The 19075-nt window shown below is 71.3% G+C and carries 20 protein-coding genes, 1 tRNA gene and 1 pseudogene; 15 read left to right on the top strand and 7 right to left on the bottom strand.

The genetic code is table 11. The features are described 5' to 3' along the window. Positions 1-20 precede the first annotated feature (20 nt). Genes VME70_13710 through VME70_13720 form a run of 3 tightly spaced genes read right to left on the bottom strand, consistent with a single transcriptional unit; the run spans position 21 to position 1923 of the window. Positions 21-749 (bottom strand): maleylpyruvate isomerase family mycothiol-dependent enzyme, encoded by a 729-nt coding sequence (locus VME70_13710; protein ID HTW21256.1) that lies wholly within the window; start codon positions 747-749, stop codon positions 21-23. Continuing rightward, positions 746-1180 carry a hypothetical protein gene (locus VME70_13715; GenBank protein HTW21257.1) on the bottom strand — a complete coding sequence of 145 codons (435 nt, stop codon included), beginning with the start codon at positions 1178-1180 and terminating at the stop codon, positions 746-748. Before VME70_13715 ends, VME70_13710 begins: the two co-directional genes overlap by 4 nt. Further along, positions 1177-1923: an SDR family NAD(P)-dependent oxidoreductase gene (locus VME70_13720; GenBank protein HTW21258.1), complete on the bottom strand. Its 747-nt coding sequence runs from the start codon at positions 1921-1923 to the stop codon at positions 1177-1179. The genes VME70_13715 and VME70_13720 overlap by 4 nt, the downstream gene beginning before the upstream one ends. 81 nt (positions 1924-2004) lie before the next feature. Between VME70_13720 and mshA the strand changes: the two are divergent. The 3 genes and pseudogenes from mshA to VME70_13735 all read left to right on the top strand — a co-directional run bounded on the left by mshA (position 2005) and on the right by VME70_13735 (position 4534). Then, positions 2005-3216: pseudogene (gene mshA, locus VME70_13725) on the top strand (D-inositol-3-phosphate glycosyltransferase). 17 nt (positions 3217-3233) lie between these two features. Next, on the top strand, positions 3234-3791 hold the full coding sequence (locus VME70_13730) for a YbjN domain-containing protein (protein ID HTW21259.1): 558 nt from the start codon (positions 3234-3236) through the stop codon (positions 3789-3791). Beyond that, positions 3788-4534, top strand: coding sequence for a phosphoglyceromutase (locus VME70_13735; GenBank protein ID HTW21260.1), 747 nt, complete (start codon positions 3788-3790; stop codon positions 4532-4534). The genes VME70_13730 and VME70_13735 overlap by 4 nt, the downstream gene beginning before the upstream one ends. 22 nt (positions 4535-4556) lie before the next feature. Here the strand turns inward: VME70_13735 and VME70_13740 are convergent, their stop codons facing one another. The 3 genes from VME70_13740 to VME70_13750 all read right to left on the bottom strand — a co-directional run bounded on the left by VME70_13740 (position 4557) and on the right by VME70_13750 (position 6870). Continuing rightward, the gene (locus tag VME70_13740; GenBank protein HTW21261.1) at positions 4557-5135 is read right to left on the bottom strand and encodes a hypothetical protein; all 579 of its coding nucleotides are present in this window, start codon (positions 5133-5135) and stop codon (positions 4557-4559) included. A 116-nt stretch (positions 5136-5251) separates the two neighbouring features. Next, positions 5252-6022: a UbiA family prenyltransferase gene (locus tag VME70_13745; protein ID HTW21262.1), complete on the bottom strand. Its 771-nt coding sequence runs from the start codon at positions 6020-6022 to the stop codon at positions 5252-5254. Positions 6023-6093: 71 nt separating this feature from the next. Then, positions 6094-6870, bottom strand: a complete 777-nt coding sequence (locus tag VME70_13750; GenBank protein HTW21263.1) for a hypothetical protein — start codon at positions 6868-6870, stop codon at positions 6094-6096. 197 nt (positions 6871-7067) lie between these two features. On the opposite strand from VME70_13750, the gene VME70_13755 reads away from it, so the two are divergent. From VME70_13755 to rlmB, 6 genes are all read left to right on the top strand, one after another. Continuing rightward, positions 7068-7550 carry a CarD family transcriptional regulator gene (locus VME70_13755; protein ID HTW21264.1) on the top strand — a complete coding sequence of 161 codons (483 nt, stop codon included), beginning with the start codon at positions 7068-7070 and terminating at the stop codon, positions 7548-7550. Between the two features lie 128 nt (positions 7551-7678). Next, positions 7679-8764 (top strand): hypothetical protein, encoded by a 1086-nt coding sequence (locus VME70_13760; protein ID HTW21265.1) that lies wholly within the window; start codon positions 7679-7681, stop codon positions 8762-8764. A 35-nt stretch (positions 8765-8799) separates the two neighbouring features. Next, the gene (ispF, locus tag VME70_13765; GenBank protein HTW21266.1) at positions 8800-9276 is read left to right on the top strand and encodes a 2-C-methyl-D-erythritol 2,4-cyclodiphosphate synthase; all 477 of its coding nucleotides are present in this window, start codon (positions 8800-8802) and stop codon (positions 9274-9276) included. A 14-nt stretch (positions 9277-9290) separates the two neighbouring features. Beyond that, complete coding sequence (locus tag VME70_13770; GenBank protein ID HTW21267.1) at positions 9291-10487, top strand: thiolase family protein; 1197 nt, start codon at positions 9291-9293, stop codon at positions 10485-10487. A 34-nt stretch (positions 10488-10521) separates the two neighbouring features. Next, complete coding sequence (gene cysS / locus VME70_13775) at positions 10522-11898, top strand: cysteine--tRNA ligase (GenBank protein ID HTW21268.1); 1377 nt, start codon at positions 10522-10524, stop codon at positions 11896-11898. Next, positions 11898-12833 (top strand): 23S rRNA (guanosine(2251)-2'-O)-methyltransferase RlmB, encoded by a 936-nt coding sequence (gene rlmB, locus VME70_13780; GenBank protein ID HTW21269.1) that lies wholly within the window; start codon positions 11898-11900, stop codon positions 12831-12833. Before cysS ends, rlmB begins: the two co-directional genes overlap by 1 nt. Positions 12834-12847: 14 nt before the next feature. On the opposite strand, the gene VME70_13785 is transcribed toward rlmB, so the two are convergent. Continuing rightward, positions 12848-14434 (bottom strand): FAD-binding oxidoreductase, encoded by a 1587-nt coding sequence (locus tag VME70_13785; GenBank protein HTW21270.1) that lies wholly within the window; start codon positions 14432-14434, stop codon positions 12848-12850. Between the two features lie 81 nt (positions 14435-14515). On the opposite strand from VME70_13785, the gene VME70_13790 reads away from it, so the two are divergent. The 6 genes from VME70_13790 (at position 14516) to otsB (ending at position 19007) form a co-directional block, all read left to right on the top strand. Further along, complete coding sequence (locus VME70_13790; GenBank protein ID HTW21271.1) at positions 14516-15322, top strand: MIP family channel protein; 807 nt, start codon at positions 14516-14518, stop codon at positions 15320-15322. A gap of 33 nt (positions 15323-15355) precedes the next feature. Beyond that, positions 15356-15427: transfer RNA gene (locus VME70_13795), tRNA-Thr, on the top strand. Positions 15428-15566: 139 nt separating this feature from the next. Next, positions 15567-16820 carry a Glu/Leu/Phe/Val dehydrogenase gene (locus tag VME70_13800; GenBank protein HTW21272.1) on the top strand — a complete coding sequence of 418 codons (1254 nt, stop codon included), beginning with the start codon at positions 15567-15569 and terminating at the stop codon, positions 16818-16820. A gap of 143 nt (positions 16821-16963) precedes the next feature. Next, positions 16964-17257, top strand: a complete 294-nt coding sequence (locus VME70_13805) for a DUF3263 domain-containing protein (GenBank protein HTW21273.1) — start codon at positions 16964-16966, stop codon at positions 17255-17257. Between the two features lie 64 nt (positions 17258-17321). Further along, on the top strand, positions 17322-18200 hold the full coding sequence (locus VME70_13810; GenBank protein HTW21274.1) for a LytR C-terminal domain-containing protein: 879 nt from the start codon (positions 17322-17324) through the stop codon (positions 18198-18200). Positions 18201-18203: 3 nt separating this feature from the next. After that, positions 18204-19007: a trehalose-phosphatase gene (gene otsB, locus VME70_13815; protein ID HTW21275.1), complete on the top strand. Its 804-nt coding sequence runs from the start codon at positions 18204-18206 to the stop codon at positions 19005-19007. Positions 19008-19075 lie beyond the last annotated feature (68 nt).

Here is a 19075-nt window from a genome sequence, read left to right on the forward strand (position 1 = left end):
GGCGGCTTTGGGTCGAGCGGTTAGAAGTTGAGCGCAGCGGTCCAGGCCGCGAGCAACGTGGCGTCGCCGGCGACCTCGAGGGACTGCCAGGGCACTCGTGCATAAGCCGCGAGCAACAAGGCGCTCGACGTCCCGGACGCGGTGACATCTGCCGCCCGCGATCCATCGCTGCGGCGGATCCCGTCGGGCAGCAGATCGACCGACCACGGATCGTTGTCGGTCGCGACCAGGCGCACCGTGCCGGTCGGTCCGTCGACGTCGTCCCGCGCATAGACGCGGTTGGCGATCACGTCGATGAGCTCGTCGATCCCGTCACCGGCCAGGTCTGCGTCGACCGGCTGCAGCACGCCGTGCGCGGACTGCGCATCGAAGCGGTGAACGGCCGACTCGTGGGCCATGCGGCGGGCCCAGAACCTCGCGACCTTCGGCGAACCCTCGGACCAGTTCCACATCGGCGTGTCCGGATCGCAGTCGGCGAGCTCGGCGACGAGGTCGTCGAGCAGAACGTTCAGTACGGCGACCGGTTCGCCGTCCGGCAACGGGATCCGCTCCGGCGACTCGGTCGCGCGGCTCGATACCAGGTTGGCAATCCGGTTGTAGATGCCGGCAACATGCCCGACCAGGTCACGCACGGCCCAGCCCTCGCAGGCCGGCACCGCGGCGTCGAGCCCCATCCCCGCCGCGGCGACGAGGCCCTCGCCCTCCCGGCGTACCGCTGCCACGAGCTCGGTGTACGACGGCTCGGTCATTCCTCGATTCCCGCCTTGAGGTCGAGGTCCTCCGGCGGGGTCGCGGGCGTGACCCAGTGCAGCCACTGCTTCTTCCAGACGTCGTGGTAGTGGTTCGCCCGGTCGATGAAGGCGTCGTATGCCCGCTCGAACTCCGCGTGGTCCCGGTTGCGCAGAGCCTCACGCACGGGAATGCAGTCCTCGTCGATGAACGCGGCCATGTCGGTCGCGTACTTGGGCCGGCTCGTGGCGCAGAGCTTGAGCTGCTTCACCGTCGAGTTGTAGAAGTACTCCGCCAGCTTCCAGTTGCCGGCCTGTGCGGCGTAGAACAGCCGGTGCACGCGCTGGCCGATCTCCGCCATCAACCGGTCCATGCCCGGCTGCATCATGGCGAGCTCTTCGATGGTCAGATCGCGCTTGCCGTTGTTGACGGTGTGAGTGTGCTCGTTCAATGAACGTTCTCCCGGTGGACTTTGTGTGCTGCCGCCTGGGCTCTGGGCCGGACGACGAGCAGATCGATATTGACGTTCCAGGGACGGGTGGCCGCCCAGACGATGCAGTCGGCGACGTCGTCGGCGCTGAGTGGTCCGGGGACGCCCGAGTACACGGCGTCGGCCGCCGCCCGGTCGCCGCCCAGGCGGTTGAGTGAGAACTCCTCGGTTCGCACCATGCCCGGCGCGACCTCGACGACGCGAACCGGCTTGCCGCAGAGCTCGAGCCGCAGGGTCTCGCTGACCCCGCGTTCGGCGAACTTCGCCGCGATGTAGCCGCCGCCGTTCTCATAAGCGCCGTGTCCGGCCGTCGACGTCACCGTGACGATCACGCCGTCCCCGCTTGCTTCGAGCTTCGGCAGCAATGCGCGAGTCATCCGCATCGTCCCCATGACGTTGACCTGCCACATTTGCTGCCAATCGTCGTCGGTGGCGGCGGCGACCGGTGCGAGACCGAATGCGCCGCCCGCGTTGTTGACCAGCAGGTGGCAGGTGTCGATGGTCGCGGCGAGGGCCTGCACCGAGCTCTCATCGGTGACGTCGAGCGCAACCGGGCGGACACCTGACTCGCGCGCCAGCGCCTCGAGCCGGTCGACCCGACGGGCGGCGGCAACGACGTCGTACCCCTCCGCGGCGAGCCGGCGCGAGGTGGCCGCACCGATCCCGCTGCTTGCACCGGTGACGACGGCGGTTCTACGGCTCACGGGACGAGACTACGGAGTGAACGATCAGTGACCGTACGGCGGGGATTTCGGTGTCGTCGCCGGATCGGGCAGGATGGAAGCATGGCGCTGCCGCGGCGGGTCGCGATGCTGTCGGTGCACACGTCGCCGCTCGACCAGCCCGGATGCGGTGACGCCGGCGGCCTGAACGTCTATGTCACCGAAGTGGCTCGCCGGCTTGCGGATCGCGACATCTCGATGGACATCTTCACGCGCTCGACGAGCAGCGACCTGCCGCCGGTCGTCGAGATGGTGCCGGGCGTCACCGTGCGGCACATCACCGCCGGTCCGTACGAGGGCCTGGACAAGAACGACCTTCCCGCTCAGCTCTGCGCGTTCACCAGCGGCGTGATGCGTGAAGAGGCGCTGCACGAACCCGGTTGGTACGACGTCATCCACTCGCACTACTGGCTGTCCGGGCAGGTCGGCTGGCTGGCCAAGGAGCGCTGGGGGGTCCCGCTCGTGCACTCGATGCACACGATGGCGAAGGTCAAGAACGCCTCGCTCGCCGAGGGTGATGATCCGGAGCCGGCACTGCGTGCGATCGGCGAGCTGCAGGTCGTCGCGGCGGCCGATCGGTTGCTCGCATCGACCGCCGAGGAGGCCGATCAGCTGGTCGAGCTCTACAACGCCGACCCGGCCCGCGTGGTCACGGTCGCTCCGGGCGTCGACCTTCGGGTCTTCACGCCGGGGGATCGCTACGACGCGCGGGCCCGGCTGGGCCTGCCGCTCGGCGCGGTCGTCCTGTTGTTCGTCGGCCGGATCCAGCCTTTGAAAGCGCCGGACGTGGTGCTGCGCGCCGCCGCCGAGCTGCTCGCGGTCGACCCGGACCTGCGGGATCGGCTGGTCGTTGCCGTCGTCGGCGGCCCGTCCGGCAGCGGGCTCACCGCGCCGGAGCACTTGAGCAAGCTCGCCGGAGCGCTCGGCATCGCGGACCTGGTCCGGTTCGAGCGACCGGTGCCACAGACCGTGCTCGCCGACTACTACCGCGCGGCGGACGTGACCGTCGTGCCGTCCTACACCGAGTCCTTCGGCTTGGTGGCGGTTGAGTCGCAGGCCTGCGGCACCCCGGTCGTCGCTGCGAAAGTCGGTGGGCTGCGGACCGCCGTCGCCGACGGCCTGTCCGGCGAGCTGATCGACGGCCACAATCCGGCGGACTACGCGCGAGCGGTCGGCCGGCTGGTCCGGGAGCACGGCTACCGGTCGGTGCTGTCCGAAGGCGCGGTCGAGCATGCCGCGCGGTTCGGCTGGTCGGCGACCGTCGACCAGGTGCTCGGGGTCTACTCCGCCTTATGACCGCACCCGACGCGTCGGCGCGGGCCGACGTCATCCGGGCCACCTTGCGGGAACGTGACCTGCAGTTCGAAGAGCCGGAGCCGGGCGCGTTCGTCGTACGGCTTCCCGGCACTCACAAGCTTGCGACCGTCACCTGGCTCGTCGTCGGCGACCACTCGCTGCACGTCGAGGCGTTCTTCTGCCGGCGGCCGGACGAGGCGCAGGAGCGCTTCTACCGCTGGCTGCTGGAGCGCAACGCGAAGATGTACGCCGTCGCCTTCTCGGTCGACCACCACGGCGACGTCTACATCGTCGGACGGTTGCCGTTGTCGGCGATCGACCCGGACGAGCTCGACCGCGTGCTCGGCTCGGTGATGACGTACTCCGACGAGTGGTTCGACGCCGCTCTCGAGATCGGCTTCCGATCGTCGATCGAGCGGGAGTGGGACTGGCGGGTCAAGCGCGGCGAGTCGCTCGCGAACCTTGCCGCCTTCGCCCGGTTCGCCGATCCGTCACGTGGCCGACGACTCACCGACCCGGCTGCGGACGAGGTGCGCGAGGATGTGCAGCCATGACGGGAACCCTCGTGCTGCTGCGGCACGGCGAGAGTGTGTGGAACGCGGAGAACCGCTTCACCGGCTGGGTCGATGTCGCGCTGTCCGACCGAGGGCGTGCGGAGTCGCTGCGCGCCGGCGAGCTGCTGCGCGAGCACAACCTGCTGCCCGACCTGCTGCACACCTCGTTGCTGCGCCGCGCGATCATCACCGCCCAGGACGCGCTGGACGGCTGTGATCGTGGGTGGATTCCCGTCCGGCGCAGCTGGCGGCTGAACGAGCGCCACTACGGCGACCTGCAGGGCAAGAACAAGGCGGAGATCCGCGACCAGTACGGCGACGAGCAGTTCATGATCTGGCGGCGCTCCTACGACACGCCCCCGCCGCCGATCGAGGCCGGTGCCGAGTACTCGCAGAGCGGCGACCCGCGCTACGCCGATCTGCCGCCCGAGGTCGTACCGCGCAGCGAGTGCCTCAAGGACGTCGTGGCGCGGTTGCTTCCGTACTGGGACGACGCGATCGTGCCGGATCTGCACTCTGGCGCGACCGTGCTGGTGGCGGCGCACGGAAACTCGTTGCGGGCGCTGGTGAAGCACCTCGACGGGATCAGTGACGAGGAGATCCCTGCGCTCAACATCCCCACCGGCGTGCCGCTTCGCTACGACCTCGACGAACAGCTGCGCCCGCTGCACGGCGGCGGGACCTACCTCGACCCGGAGGCCGCGCAGTCCGGCATGGCCGCCGTGGCCAACCAGGGCCGCTGAAGCAGCTCGCTGACGCTGCGCGCTAGCTGATCGCGGGCGGCACCGACGCAGTGCCGGTGGGCAGCGGCTGGGTGGGGTTCGTGGTCTCGCCGGCCGGGATGAGCGGCACCTGGATCCGGGCGGAGGTGCCGGCCTGCGCGAAGGTCAGGACGACCGTGACGTAGTCCCCGACCTGCGGCGGGGGCGAGAGCGCCGCGCTGACCGATGGTCCGGTGGCGCCGGGCACCGGGCTGCCGATCTCGACCGGAATCCCCGGCGGCAGGACCACGCCGGCGGCCGGTGGTTGGCTCGCTCCCGTGCTTCCCGCGGTCGCCGCCGGGTTGATCGTCATCGTGCCGCTGGTGGTCGTGACCCGAGTGAGCGTGTCCGACGTACGTCCGTTGTTCACGAAGGTGGCCTGCAGCCAGTAGTGCGGAACGCCGTTGACCGTGGTCGTGGTGATCGCCGTGTCATCGACGTCGACCGCGGCCACCTTCACGTCGACCGCCTGGATCGACGGCTTCTCCGTGGTCTCGATGGCGGGTGCCTCGAACCCGCACGCGGAAAGCGTCGCGGCGCTCACGACGAACACGGTGGCAACCACCGCGCGGCGCACAATCAACTCTCTCTCCTTGAGCGCAAGCCCGCCTGGCACCACGTGGTGCGGCGTCGACGGCTCGGTCAGCGTACTGACCTTCCGGGCCATCGAGCCGAGGCACCCCCGGCGGACCTGCCCGGTCAGCGGGCCAGGTGGGAGCCGCCGCTCACGACGAAGGCGAGCACGAGTACGGCGACCGCTGCGATTACCGAGTGGAAGGCGAGCCGGCGCGAGCGCGGGAAGCGGATCGCGAGCGGCAGGGCGGCCGCGACGGCGATGTCGATGGCGGCCGCGGTGATCGTGAGCGGTCCAGGTCCCGCGGCGACCAGAATCGCGACGACTGCCACGGCGACGAAACCGCCGGAGACCACCGTCGAGGCGACCGGTCCGATCCGTTGCGGCAGCCCGCGCACGCCCGTGAGGGCGTCGTCGGACGCGTCTCCGATCGTGTTCGCGAAATGCGCGGCCGCACCGCAGCCGGCCCCCGCGACCACGAGCGCGACGTGCGGGAACGGCGTACCGGGAAGCATCGAGGCGACCACGACCGGGACCAGCCCGAACGCGACCGCGTAGGGCAGGACGCTGAGCACGGTGCGCTTCAGCCCGAGGTTGTAGCTCCAGGCCAGCGCGACGGCGCCGAGATGAGCGATCCCGGCGCGGCGCCCTAGCGCCAACGACAGTGGTACGTCGACCGCAAGGGCGCTCACCGCGCAGGCCGCCACCAGGCGGCGGGACAGCTCACCGGCCGCGATCGGCTTGTCCGGCCGGGCGGCTTGCCGGTCGAGCGGGGCATCGATGGCGTCGTTGGACCAGCCCACCGACACCTGGCCGCAGAGCACCGCGACGGCGAGCAGCGCACTGCGGGCATGGATGCCGGCAGCGATCGCCATCGCCGTCGCCAGCACGGTCACGGCGACGCACGGGAGCGGGTGGGTCGCGCGGATCAGCGCGAGCGGGCGGGAAAGCGCCGAAGGCGCGGTGCTCAGCCGGAGGCTCGCTGGTCGGCCAGCATGCTCGTGAGCTCACCGCTCACCTGCGGCGGGCGAGCTGGCGGAATCTTGCGGAGAATCGTGTAGATCGTGCCGTCCCGGGCCAGGGTGACCACGGAGATTCCCTGCGCCCCGACCGCCGTGGCGAGCCGGCCGGAGCTGTCGTAGAGGACCGTGGGCATGCCCTGATCGATCTGGCCGGCCAGCGCTCCGGCCTCGGCGTCCGACGGGGCGATCACGACGAGCGGGAGGTTCTTGCTCCCGGCCTGCCCGGCGAGGTCGTCCAGCAGCGGCACGCAATGGCAGTTGAGGGGGACCAAAGCGAGCAGCGCCGGGCGAAGCGACCGTGCGGACACCGACGGCCCGGTGCTGTCCTGGAGCGCGACGTCCGGGAGCAGCCCGCCCGCCTGGCCGGTGGCGATCGTGGGGTGCGCGAGCGGGAGCGCGGCGGGCGGCCGGCTGTCGCGGTGCGGCTCCATCGCGTTGATCAGCGTTGCGACCAGGACGGCGACCGCGACCGCGGCGAGCACCAGCGGGATCGAGGCGAAGGCCGGGCGGGCGGCGAGCCGGCGCAGCTGCGCCCGCCGCCGGGCCAGCCAGAGTTCCCGGTGATAGGCGCTGATGTCCTTGGTCAGCGAGCTGATGTCATCGGGGGCGATGAGGTTCGCCCACTCCTCGACGTCGAGCGCCGGGTCGCGGTCGTCCGGGTCCGGCCAGCCGTGGTCGGAGGCGCTCGAGAAGTCGAGCGGACGGTCGTCGTCGTCCCCCATGTGGCTCAGTATCCGCCGTTGTGCGCGCGTGCGAAAGAGGACTGCGAGATATTCCGAACAAGCACGTCAAGGGGCCTTCTGTCAAGCCCTGAGACAACCGCGATCATGGCTCTGACCTGCGGTTTCACCGGTTTCCGGCCGGTCGTGGGAGGGGTCGCGCATGCTATCCTCGACCCAGCGGAAGGGGAACAGCGCGTATGACGTTCACGGTCGGTGAGACGGTTGTCTACCCCCATCACGGGGCCGCCCTCATTGAAGCGATCGAGACCCGGACCATCAAAGGTGAGGACAAGATCTACCTGGTCCTGAAGGTCGCCCAGGGCGATCTGACCGTTCGGGTCCCCGCGGAGAACGCCGAGTACGTCGGCGTGCGCGACGTCGTCGGCGCCGACGGCCTCGAGCGCGTGTTCGAGATCCTCAAGGCGCCGCACACCGAGGAGCCGACCAACTGGTCCCGGCGGTACAAGGCGAACGTCGAGAAGATCGCCTCCGGCGACGTCAACAAGGTGGCCGAGGTGGTGCGCGACCTGTGGCGGCGCGATCGCGAGCGCGGGCTGTCGGCCGGTGAGAAGCGGATGCTGGCCAAGGCCCGCCAGATCCTGGTGAGCGAGCTGGCGCTCGCGGAGCACACCAACGAGGACAAGGCAGAAGCCCTGCTCGACGAGGTCCTCAGCGGCTGATTCGTCCGGGTTCGGACCCTCCTGATACCGGTCCGCCGAATGGGTGAAGTCTCCCGGTGGTCCGGTCGAGACAAACAGGTGTGAAGCCAGGTTGGTCCCCGCGTGCCCGAGGACGGGCACCGTCGGGCTTGATCGAGATCCTTCGGTTGCTCACCGTCGTGTTCTTCGCCGGCCTGGGCTATGAGGCCGGGCACCTGCTGACCAGCCACGGTCACGGCGCCGTCCTCGGGCCCTTCGGCGAGGTCGGTGTCGGGCTCATCGTCGGCTCCGGGGTCGGCTACGTCGTGGGTGGTGTCTTCGGGCGAAGCGCCGCGCAGACCGCGCACCGGACCGAGGCCGCCCTGCGCGACGTCTCGGCCGACACCCTCATCGCCGGCGGCTTCGGCGCGCTCGGCGGCGCAGCGCTCGGCGCCGCGTTCGGCTGGCCGCTGTTCTTCATCCCGCAGACGCTGGTCGCGATCGCGCTGTTCGGCATCGTCATCGTCCTGGTCAGCTACACCGGCTTCCGCATCGGTGCCGGCAAGCGCGACGAGGTCCTCGCGGTGATCGGGCCGCGTACCGGCGTCGCGCCGCGACGGCAGGCCGCGAGCGCCTCCGACAAGGTGATCGACACCTCGGTGGCGATCGACGCGCGGATCCTCGACGTGGTCCGGGCCGGCTTCCTGCACGGCCGCATGATCGTGATCCAGCCCGTGCTCGACGAGCTCCAGCGGCTGGCCGACTCGGCCGATCCGCTGCGTCGCGCCCGCGGTCGCCGCGGCCTCGACGTGCTCGAGTCGCTACGCCGCGAGTCGCACGTCGATCTCGTGGTCGCGGATGACAGCCAGCCGGACGTCGACGAGGTGGATGCGAAGCTCGTGCGCACCTGCCTCGACAACGACCAGGCGTTGCTGACCCTCGACAGCAACCTCGCGAAGGTGGCCACGCTCACCGGTGTGCAGGTGCTCAACCTGCACGCGCTCTCGCTGGCGCTACGCCCGCCGGTCATCGTCGGCGAGGACGTCGTGGTGCAGCTGATCAAGCCGGGCCGCGAGCCGGGGCAGGCAGTGGGATACCTCGACGACGGCACGATGGTCGTGGTCGAACGCGCCAAGGCGCTGGTAGGTAAAGATGTCACCGTGCGAGTGACCAGCGTGGTGATCACGGCCAACGGCCGCTTGGTCTTCGCGCACGTCAGCAGTTCGCGCGCTGCGTCTGCCCCCGCCACCGCATGACGGCCGCCGACGGCGTCGTACCGCTGAGCAGTGCGCTGCCCGCGATCCCGCGGATCGGGGTGGGTGTCGACGTGCATCCCTTCTCGCCCGGCCGCACCCTGATGCTGGCCTGCCTGCTCTGGCCCGGCGAGCACGGCCTGACCGGGCACTCGGACGGCGATGTCGTGGCGCACGCGGTCTGCGACAGCCTGTTCTCCGCGGCCGGGCTCGGAGATCTCGGCGCGCAGTTCGGGACCGGCGATCCACGTTGGGCGAACGCCTCCGGCGCCGACCTGTTGGCCGAGACCGCACGTCGCCTCGGTGCCGAGGGCTGGGCGATCGGGAACGTCGCCGTACAGCTGATCGGCGAGCGACCCCGGGTCGGCGAACGCCGGGTCGAGGCGGAGACCGCGCTCTCGCGTGCGGTCGGTGCTTCGGTCTCGCTCGCTGCCACCACAACCGACGGGCTGGGCCTGACCGGCCGCGGTGAAGGGCTGGCCGCCGTCGCGACCGCGCTCGTCATGACCCGCTGAGCAACACTGGAGCGATGAACGAGACTGCGGCCTATCTCGTCGGCGGGGTGCGGACGCCGATCGGGCGGTACGGCGGAGTGCTTGCGAGCGTCCGCCCCGACGACCTCGCGGCGCTGGTCGTGAGGGCCGCACTGACCCGGGCCGGCGTCCCGGATGACGCCGTCGACGAGGTCGTGCTGGGCGCGGCGAACCAGGCCGGCGAGGACAACCGCAACGTGGCGAGGATGGCTGTGCTGCTCGCCGGCCTGCCGGACTCGACGCCCGGATACACCGTCAACCGGCTGTGCGCGAGCGGGCTGCAGGCCATCGTCGCGGCGGCGCAGGCAATCCGGTCCGGCGAGGCGGATGTCGTTGTCGCCGGCGGTGTGGAGTCGATGACCCGCGCACCGTGGGTCATGGCGAAGCCCGGCACCCCGTGGGCGCGACCGGGCGAGGTGTTCGACAGCTCGCTCGGGTGGCGGTTCGTCAATCCGCGGATGCGCGAGCTCGACGGCGGCAAGGCAACGATCTCGATGGGCGAGACCGCGGAGGAGGTTGCCGCGCTGGACGGCATCACCCGCGAGGACTCCGATGCGTTTGCGCTGCAATCGCACGAACGTGCAGTGGCTGCCGCCAAGGACGGCCGGTTCGACGCCGAGCTCTGCGCGGTCGAGACCAAGGCGGGGACGATCGCCGTCGACGAGGGGCCGCGCGCCGACACCAGCCTGGAGCAGCTCGCCAAGCTCAAGCCCGCGTTCCGCGAGGGCGGGATCGTCACGGCCGGCTCGTCCTCGCCGCTGTCCGACGGCGCTGCCGCGGTCGTCGTTGCGAGCGAAGCCGCCGTCCGCCGGCACAACCTCACGCCTCGGGCGCGAGTGGTCGCTACCGCTTCGGGCGCGGTGCCGCCGTCGACCATGGGCCTCGGTCCGGTGGTGGCGACGACGAAGGCGTTGGACCGGGCGGGGTGGTCGGCATCGGATCTCGGTGCGGTCGAGCTCAACGAGGCATTCGCCGTACAGGTGCTTGCCTGCGTCCGGCGGCTGAGCCTCGATCCCGGCACCGTGAACCTCGACGGCGGTGCGATCGCGCTCGGCCACCCGCTCGGCTGCTCGGGCGCCCGGGTCACGGTGACGCTGCTCGGCCGGATGGAGCGTGAGCAGGCCGCTCGCGGTCTTGCCACCTTGTGCGTCGGCGTCGGGCAGGGCCTGGCGATGCTCGTCGAACGACCGTAGGTCTGTTCTTCCTGCCGTCATTAGGCTGCTCGGCGTGACGCTGCGGCTTTATGACACGAGACGGCGGGCGACCGCCGATTTCGAACCGCTGCTGCCCGGCGTCGTCACGATGTACGTCTGCGGCCCGACCGTTCAGTCGCCGCCGCACATCGGCCACATGCGTTCCGCGGTCGCCTCCGACATCGCCCGCCGCTGGCTGCTGGCGAGCGGGTACGACGTCATCCACCTGCGCAACATCACCGACATCGACGACAAGGTGCTCGTCAACGCCGAGGCGCTCGGCGTGCCGTGGTGGGCGCTCGGCACCGAGATGACCAGGCAGTTCCAAGCGGCGTACCGCGCGATGAACTGCCTCGAGCCGACCGGTGAGCCACGAGCGACCGGGCACGTGCCGGAGATCGTCGCCTTGATCGAGCGGCTGATCGAAGCAGGGCACGCCTACCCGTCCGGCGGCGACGTGTACTTCGACGTCGCGTCGGACCCGAGGTACGGCGAGCTGTCCGGGCAGAAGCCGGACGCGATGCTTCCGTCGGAGGACCCCGGTGCGAAACGCGATCCGCGCGACTTCGCGTTGTGGAAGGGCATGAAGCCCGGCGAGCCGTTCTGGGAGACACCGTGGGGCCCGGGCCGACCCGGCTGGCACATCGAGTGCTCGGCGATGGCGACGAAGTACCTCGGCCCGGTCTTCGACATCCACGGCGGCGGCCTCGACCTGGTCTTCCCGCACCACGAGAACGAGCTCGCGCAGTCGAATGCCGCCGGTGACGGCTTCGCGCGGTTCTGGCTGCACAACGGCATGCTCAACACCGCCGGCGCGAAGATGAGCAAGTCGCTCGGAAACTCGCTGTTCGTGCCGGACCTGCTGGCGATGTCCCGGCCGGCCGCGCTGCGCTACGCGTTGGCCGCTCCGCACTACCGCTCGGACACCGAGTGGAGCGACGCAGTTCTGGCCGAGGCGGATGCTGCGTACTCCCGGATCCAAGGCTTCCTGGAGCGCGCGGCCGAGCGCTTCGGCGAGCCGCCCGCGGGCGCCACCGTTCCGGCCGCGTTCGCGGCTGCGATGGACGACGACCTCGGGGTGCCCGCGGCGCTGGGCGTGCTGCACGAGCGCGTGCGGGACGGCAACACCGCGTTGGCGGAGGGCGAGGAGCAAGCCGCCCGTGCGGCACTCGCCGACGTCGCCGCGATGACCCGGGTGCTCGGGCTGTGGCCGGGTGACTTCATCGACTCCTCGAGCGACGCGGCCCTGCGGCGGGCGGTCGAGGGCATCGTGCCCGCGCTGCTCGATGCGCGCCAGGCCGCGCGCGACCGCAAGGACTTCGCGGAGAGCGACCGGATCCGTGACGCCCTCACGGCGGCCGGGGTCGCGGTGGAGGACACGCCGCAGGGTCCTCGCTGGCGCGTCGGCTGATGGCCTCGAAGAAGGGTCCGAGCAAGGGCACCGGCGGGCACGGCCGGCGGCGGCTCGAGGGCCGCGGCCCGACTCCACCGGCCCGTGAGCGGACCGGCCATCCGGCCGCACGCAGGGCGCGGGCGGCCGCCAAGCGTGCCGACGCCGCGCGCGCGACAAGCGCCGGTCCGAAGGCGCGGCGCCGGCCGGGCGCCGAGGACCTCGTCGCCGGCCGGAACGCTGTGGTCGAGGCCCTTCGAGCGTCCGTTCCCGCGACCACGCTCTACGTCGCCACCGGCCTGGCGCGCGACGACCGCGTCACGGAGTCGAAGAAGCTCGCGGCAGATCGCGGCGTCGCGTTGCTCGAAGTCACCCGCACCGACCTCGATCGGCTGACCGCCGGGGCGCCGCATCAGGGTGTCGCCCTGGCCGTGCGCCCGTATGACTACGCCGATCCCGACGACCTGCTGCGGCGCGTGCTCGAGGAACCCGAGCCGCCGCTCGTGGTCGCGCTCGACGGCGTGACCGACCCGCACAACCTGGGCGCGATCGCCCGCTCCGCGGCGGCGTTCGGCGCGCAGGGGATCCTGCTGCCCGAGCGTCGCGCGGTGGGTGTCACGCCGGCCGCGTGGCGCGCCAGCGCCGGGACGCTCGCCCACGTGCCGGTCGCTCGCGTGACCAACCTGGTGCGGACGCTCAAGTCGTACGCCGACGCGGGGCTGATGCTCGCCGGGCTGGACGGGCGTGGGGAGATCGACTTCGACGACCTCGAGCTCGCGACCAGCCCGCTGGTTCTGGTCGTCGGTGCCGAGGGCCGCGGGTTGTCGCGCCTCGTCGGGCAGACCTGCGACCTGACGGTGCGGATCCCGCTGCGCCGCGCCGTCGAGTCCCTGAACGCCTCGGTCGCGACCGGCATCGCGCTCGCGGAGATCGCTCGCCGCCGTCGCGCCGACTGATCCGGCTCGAGCGATCAGCGCAGCGGCACGCCCTGCGGCTGGTTGAACACCCCGTCCGGGTCGTAGCGCCGGCGTACGTCGATCAGGCGCGCGAGGTTCGCGCCGTAGTAGGCCTGCTGCGGATCCGGCAGCGAGTCGTCGGCGTAGTTCTGGTAGGCCTGGCCGGAGGCGTAACGGCGTACCGCGTTGTGAATCGTCGCGAGCGAGTGCTGGTTGCGGGCGAGCGGACCGTTGCCCGGCAGGTCCTGCCACGAGGCGGTGTATTGAGCGCTGAACAGCGCCTCACGATGCACCCACGCGGTCGCGTCCGGCGCGACGGCCGAAACCGCGCCGCCGAGGACGTCGAACGACGCCCCGCCCGCGCCGAGCCGAGGGTCGCGTTGCCGGGCTGCGACCGCCGCGACCAGCGCCGCGATGCCGCTTCCCGGGATCGGGCTCGTGAAGAAGTCCGAGCCGGCGACGAAGGCATCGCGCGGGAGCGTTCCGCCGGGAGTCTCCGCGGCGATGTGGCAGGCCTCGACGGTCAGGCTGCTGCACCCTGCCTCGAGCATCATCGTCGCCGCGTAGCTCTCGCTCGCGACCACGTTCGCCTGCGGAGCGACCGGCACGGACTGGGTCAGCGCGCCGATGTGTTGTTGGAGTGCCGGCTGGCTGCCGACCATGACGGCGGCGACGGCAACCGTCGGGCCACCAGCCGCTCCGGTGGCGAGGACGTGGGCGGTCGACCACAACGAGCGCGGCGCGGCCACCGCCCAGGACTGCCAGGCCGCGATGACCTCTGCGGCGGCGGACCACGGCCACGACACGTAGGCGTGGGCGAGCGAGTCGGCCGGGTGGGTCGCGAACGTCAACGAGGTGACGACGCCGAAGCTGCCGCCCCCTCCGCGCAGTGCCCAGAACAGGTCCGGGTCATGGGAACCGTCGCAGGTCAGCGAGCGGCCGTCCGCCGTCACGATCGTCGCCTCGACCAGGCGGTCGCAGGTCAGGCCGTAGCGCCGGGCGACGACGCCGATGCCGCCACCGAGGGTCAACCCCGAGATGCCGACCGACGGGCATGACCCAGCCGGGATCGACACCCCTCGCTGGGCGAGCTGCGCATAGACGTCGACCAGCGCCGCGCCGGCGCCGATCGTTGCCGTACTTTCGGCGGAGTCGACCGCGACCGCGCTGAGCCGGCGTACGTCGATCACCAGGCCGGTTCCGGTCGAGGCGCCGATGTAGGAGTGGCCGCCGGAACGGATCCGCAGGGGGAGCCGGAACCGCCGGGCGAACGCGATCGCCGCCGCGACGTCCGCGGCCGAGGCGACCTGCGCGATCGCCGTGGGCTTGACGGGGTCGAACCGGCGGTCGAACAACAGCCTGGCGCGCTCGAAGCCGGTGCTCGACGGCCGGAGCAGGTCACCGGCCAGGCTTCGGCGCAGGGCTCGCCAATCCGCGGCCGCCGGGCCGGTTGAGGTGCGGGTTGCGCTCGGCGATCCGCTGGGCGGCGGCGACGCCGCGGTGCGCTTCGAGCCGGAGTGGCAGCCGGCCAGCGTCGTTGCGGTCGCGCCGGTGATCAGGCCGAGCACGCTGCGACGGGTCATCCGGGTCGGCGTACGCACACCGTTCAGTGTCCCGGTTCGACGCGGTCGGTGGTTATGGTCTGCCGTAGGCGGTTCTGGCGTCCGACTTGGGGAGTGGGCATGGACGTGCGCAAACTGGTGGCGGAGTTCCTGGGCACGGCATTGCTGGTGATCTTCGCGGTCGGTGTCGCAACGCTGAGCTTCGGTTTCGGTCTCACCGGCGCGAGCGTGTCGGCGGGGGTCGTCGCGACCGCGTTGGCCTTCGGCCTCACGGTCCTCGCGCTTGCCTACGCGATCGGCCCGATCTCCGGCTGCCACGTGAATCCCGCGGTCACGATGGGCTTCCTCGTGTCCGGCCGGATGGATCTCGAGGAGGCGGTCGGCTACTGGCTCGCGCAGTTCCTCGGCGGCATCGTCGGCGCGCTGGTGCTGTGGGGGATCTTCGAAACCTCGCCCGCATACTCGCGCGCGACCACCGGCCTCGGTGCCGACGGCTTCGGCAAGGCCTCGATGATCCACATCGACGCGGGCGGTGCATTCCTCGCCGAGGTCGTCCTGACCTTCCTGTTCGTCTTCGTCGTCCTCGGGGCGACCAGCCGGCTCGCCTCGATCGGCTTCGGCGGGCTGGCAATCGGCCTCGCGCTCACCGTCGTGCACCTGGTCGGGATTCCGCTGACCGGTACGTCGGTCAACCCGGCGCGCAGCCTCGGCCCGGCGCTGATCGTCGGCCATACCGCGCTCACTCAGATCTGGGTCTTCATCCTCGCGCCGCTCGTGGGAGGTGCGCTCGCCGCGCTCGCCTACCACTATTTCTTCGGTGCCGACGAGGGAGTCACCACCCCGGTGGCCGGTGACACGGTCGGAACCGGCGAGGCCGCGGTGGCAACCGGCGACGACCTCGGGGACGCCGGTCCCGCGATCGCCTGAGGGAACGGGTCGCGCGGCTACCCTTGATCCTCTGCCCCGTTGGCTCAGTGGTAGAGCAGCCGCCTTGTAAGCGGCAGGTCGTCCGTTCGATCCGGACACGGGGCTCTTTCCCGCACGGGAACCGGCGGATCAGGTCACCAACCGCCCGATCCGCGGATCCGCCGTACATCCGGGAATGGCAGGATGATCTGTCGTACACCCGCGCGGTCAACGGAGATCGTGCGGGGTGGAGGTGGAACAGCAAGTGGGTGCACGCCAGTCGGCATGGGAGTCCGCGCGGACACAGCTCGCCGAGGCGGTGAAGCAGCTCGGTCTCGACGATGGCATGCACCAGCTGCTCGCCACGCCGCGGCGCGAGATGACGGTCAGCATTCCGCTGCGCCGCGACGACGGGAGCACGGAGGTGCTGCGCGGCTACCGCGTGCAGCACAACCTCTCGCGCGGACCCGCCAAGGGCGGGATTCGCTACCACCCGTCGACCGACATCGACGAGGTGCGCGCGCTCGCGATGTGGATGACGTGGAAGTGCTCGCTGATCGGGATCCCGTACGGCGGGGCCAAGGGCGGGGTGACGATCGACCCGCGGCTCTACAGCCAGACCGAGCTCGAACGCGTGACCCGTCGCTACGCGAGCGAGATCGGCCCGATCGTGGGGCCGGAGAAGGACATCCCGGCCCCGGACGTCGGCACCGACGAGCAGACCATGGCGTGGTTCATGGACACCTACTCGGTCAACAAGGGCTACACGGTGACCGGCGTCGTGACCGGCAAGCCGGTGAGCGTGGGCGGGTCCGAGGGCCGGGCCGGCGCGACCAGCCGCGGCGTCATGATCACGGCGTTCTCGGCGTTGCAGGCGGCCGGCGTAGACCCCACCGAGGTCTCTGTCGCGGTGCAGGGTTTCGGTAAGGTCGGCGGGCTCGCTGCGCAGTACCTGCATGACGCCGGCTGCAAGATCGTCGCGGTCTCGGACGTGAAGGGCGGCGCCTACAACGCGCGCGGGATGAACCCCGCGAAGATGCTGCGCGACATCCGCGGGGGCATGGAGTCGGTCGTCGGCTATCCGGGCACGGACTCGATCTCCAACGAGGAGCTGCTCGAGCTCGATGTCGACGTGCTGGTGCCCGCGGCGCTGGAGAGCGTCATCCACGACGGCAACGCCGACCGGGTGAAGGCCCGCTTCATCGTCGAGGGCGCCAACGGGCCGACCACGCCGGACGCGGACGCCATCCTGGAGAGCAAGGGCGTGGTCGTCGTACCCGACATCCTGGCCAACTCCGGCGGCGTCGCGGTGTCCTACTTCGAGTGGGTCCAGGACCTGCAGGCGTACTGGTGGACCGAGCACGAGGTGTCCGACCGCATGCGGGCGATCCTCGAGAACTCCTACGCCGAGGTCGCCGCGCTCGCCGAGGAACGCGGGACCTCGCTGCGCACCGCCGCGCAGATGATCGGCGTCGGCCGGGTTGCCGAGGCGCACCGGACCCGCGGGCTGTATCCCTGACCTGCGCGGCCCGGGTGACCGGCAGAGGGCTGCGTGACCTCGCGCGGTCGCCGTGCCAGAATGACAGCGTTGTAGTTCAGGTGCGCGGCTGAAGTCAGGTCCGCCGGGTTCGGTGTACGCCGAGCGACCGCGAGGAGTGCGTCATGAGCGCTGAGGGAGCGGTTACCGGCCGCGATGCGGCCGACGGTGAGCTCTCGGAGCGCGACCGCCAGATCCTGGAGTTCGAGCGGCACTGGTGGAAGTACGCCGGCGCCAAGGAGCAGGCGGTGCGCGACCTGTTCGACATGTCCGCAACCCGCTACTACCAGGTCCTCAACGCGCTTCTCGACCGGCCGGAGGCGCTCGCCGCCGATCCGATGCTCGTGAAGCGGCTGCGTCGGCTGCGGGCCGCGCGGCAGCGGGCGCGATCGGCCCGCCGCCTGGGATTCGAGGCCTGACCGGGCACTTCCGCCCGCGCCCGCAATCCCGGGTAACCCCCGTTGTCCGCACTACGGTCGTCCTGTGAGCGAGTTCGGGCCCACGGGCGGTGAGGGGCGGCCCGGCGACGAACCGCTGTGGGAGCCGAACTGGGATCCCGAGCCGGAGCCCACACCCCCGCCCAGCGCGGAGTCCGGCCACGGGACCGCGGAAGGGCACGCCGCGGTGCCGGAGCCGGGAACGCCTGCCCCGGCGTCGGACCCTCCGTCGGGCCCGGTGTCGGGCCCGACGTCGGATGCCGCGCCGGATGCGGTCGACTCCGACACCGCGCCGCTGGCTACCCGCCCGCGCAGCCATCGGGCGCCGCCACCGGGCGCGCAGTTCGGACGTGTCCTCGGTCCGGTCGTCGCGCTCGTGGTCGTCGGTGCGGTCGTCGCGCTGCTGATCTGGATCAACGGCAAGCCGAACGGCAGCACCGCTGCGGCGGCCGGCGGGTCGCACAGCGCCATACCGAGCACTCCGGCGAGCTCGCCGTCCACCACCGCGCCGGCCTCGCCGAGCCCGAGCACGTCGGTCCCGGTCGCCGGCGGCCCGAGCCCGGGCGCCTCCAGCCCGGTGGCATCGGGCGGCTCACCCTCCGCGAGCAGTGCGACGACCCATACCGGCAAGCCGGCCGACCGTACGGCGAAGGCCCCGGTGCAGGTGCTCAACAACTCCCGGCTGACCGGGCTCGCCCACCAGGTGGCCGGTGAGATCGAGTCAAAGGGTTGGCACGTGGGCGTGATCGGGAACCTTCAAGGCGTGATCTCCGAGACGACCGTCTACTACTCGGCCGGCAACAAGGCCGCCGCCAAGCACCTGGCCCGCGAGTTCGCGGAGGTCCGCAGGGTCGAACCGAACTCCGACGTCGGCCTCACTCAGACCGGCATCACGCTGGTCATCACCGCGGACTGGGTCAGCTGAGTAGTGACTGACGCGGTCGCTGCGCTGCTGGCCGATCCCCGAAGCGCGTTGGTCGCTCTGGACTTCGACGGCACCCTCGCGCCGATCGTGGCTCGCCCCGAGGACGCGAGCCCGGTCGCGGGCGCGCACGAGGTGTTGCGATCGCTCGCGGAACAGATCGGCATGCTCGCGGTGATCAGCGGACGAGCCGCCCAGGAGGTGGTCGACCTCAGCGGCTTCGGCGACATCCCCGGGTTGCGGGTGCTCGGGCACTACGGGCTGCAGCGCTGGCAGGGCGGTCGGGTCGACTCGCCTCCACCGGATCCGGCGATCGACCGCGTCCGGCTGCGACTCCCCGCGATTCTCGAGGCTGCCCCCGACGGGGTCTACGTCGAGGACAAGGAGCACTCGGTCGCGGTCCACACCCGACCCGCCGCCGACCCGCAACGCGCACTGGACGAGCTCGGGCCGGTGCTGCGCCGCCTCGCCGCTGACATGGGGCTGGAAGCGGTCGGCGGTCGGTACGTGATCGAGCTCCGCCCGTCCGGCATCGACAAGGGCGCAGCGTTGCGTGCGCTCGTCGAGGAGACCGGTGCCGCCACCGTGATGTACGTGGGTGACGATGTCGGCGACCTGCCCGCGTTCCGGACGGTGAGGGCGCTGCGGGACTCGGGCGCCGTCAACGGCCTGGCCGTGGTGGCGTTCAAAGCAGCCCGTCCCGGCGAGACCGCCGAGGTGCCGCCGGGCTTGCGGGAGGCGGCCGACCTGGTGCTCCCGGGACCGGACGCGGTCGTCGGCTGGCTGGCCGGCCTGCTCGCGATGCTGTAGCCGCCGCCTCCGCACGCATGGCCCATCGGTGGGGCTATGCCCCCACCCATGGCCCATCCGTGGCGCTG

It is taken from the genome of Mycobacteriales bacterium, from assembly GCA_035504215.1.
GTDB lineage: Bacteria > Actinomycetota > Actinomycetes > JAFAQI01 > JAFAQI01 > DATAUK01.

Excerpts from the sequence above, each read along its gene's own strand:
- VME70_13710 (HTW21256.1), bottom strand. The coding sequence starts at position 749 with ATGACCGAGCCGTCGTACACCGAGCTCGTGGCAGCGGTACGCCGGGAG.
- VME70_13770 (HTW21267.1), top strand. The coding sequence starts at position 9,291 with ATGAACGAGACTGCGGCCTATCTCGTCGGCGGGGTGCGGACGCCGATC.
- VME70_13730 (HTW21259.1), top strand. The coding sequence starts at position 3,234 with ATGACCGCACCCGACGCGTCGGCGCGGGCCGACGTCATCCGGGCCACC.
- VME70_13790 (HTW21271.1), top strand. The coding sequence starts at position 14,516 with ATGGACGTGCGCAAACTGGTGGCGGAGTTCCTGGGCACGGCATTGCTG.
- VME70_13735 (HTW21260.1), top strand. The coding sequence starts at position 3,788 with ATGACGGGAACCCTCGTGCTGCTGCGGCACGGCGAGAGTGTGTGGAAC.
- VME70_13750 (HTW21263.1), bottom strand. The coding sequence starts at position 6,870 with ATGGGGGACGACGACGACCGTCCGCTCGACTTCTCGAGCGCCTCCGAC.
- VME70_13755 (HTW21264.1), top strand. The coding sequence starts at position 7,068 with ATGACGTTCACGGTCGGTGAGACGGTTGTCTACCCCCATCACGGGGCC.
- VME70_13805 (HTW21273.1), top strand. The coding sequence starts at position 16,964 with ATGAGCGCTGAGGGAGCGGTTACCGGCCGCGATGCGGCCGACGGTGAG.
- rlmB (HTW21269.1), top strand. The coding sequence starts at position 11,898 with ATGGCCTCGAAGAAGGGTCCGAGCAAGGGCACCGGCGGGCACGGCCGG.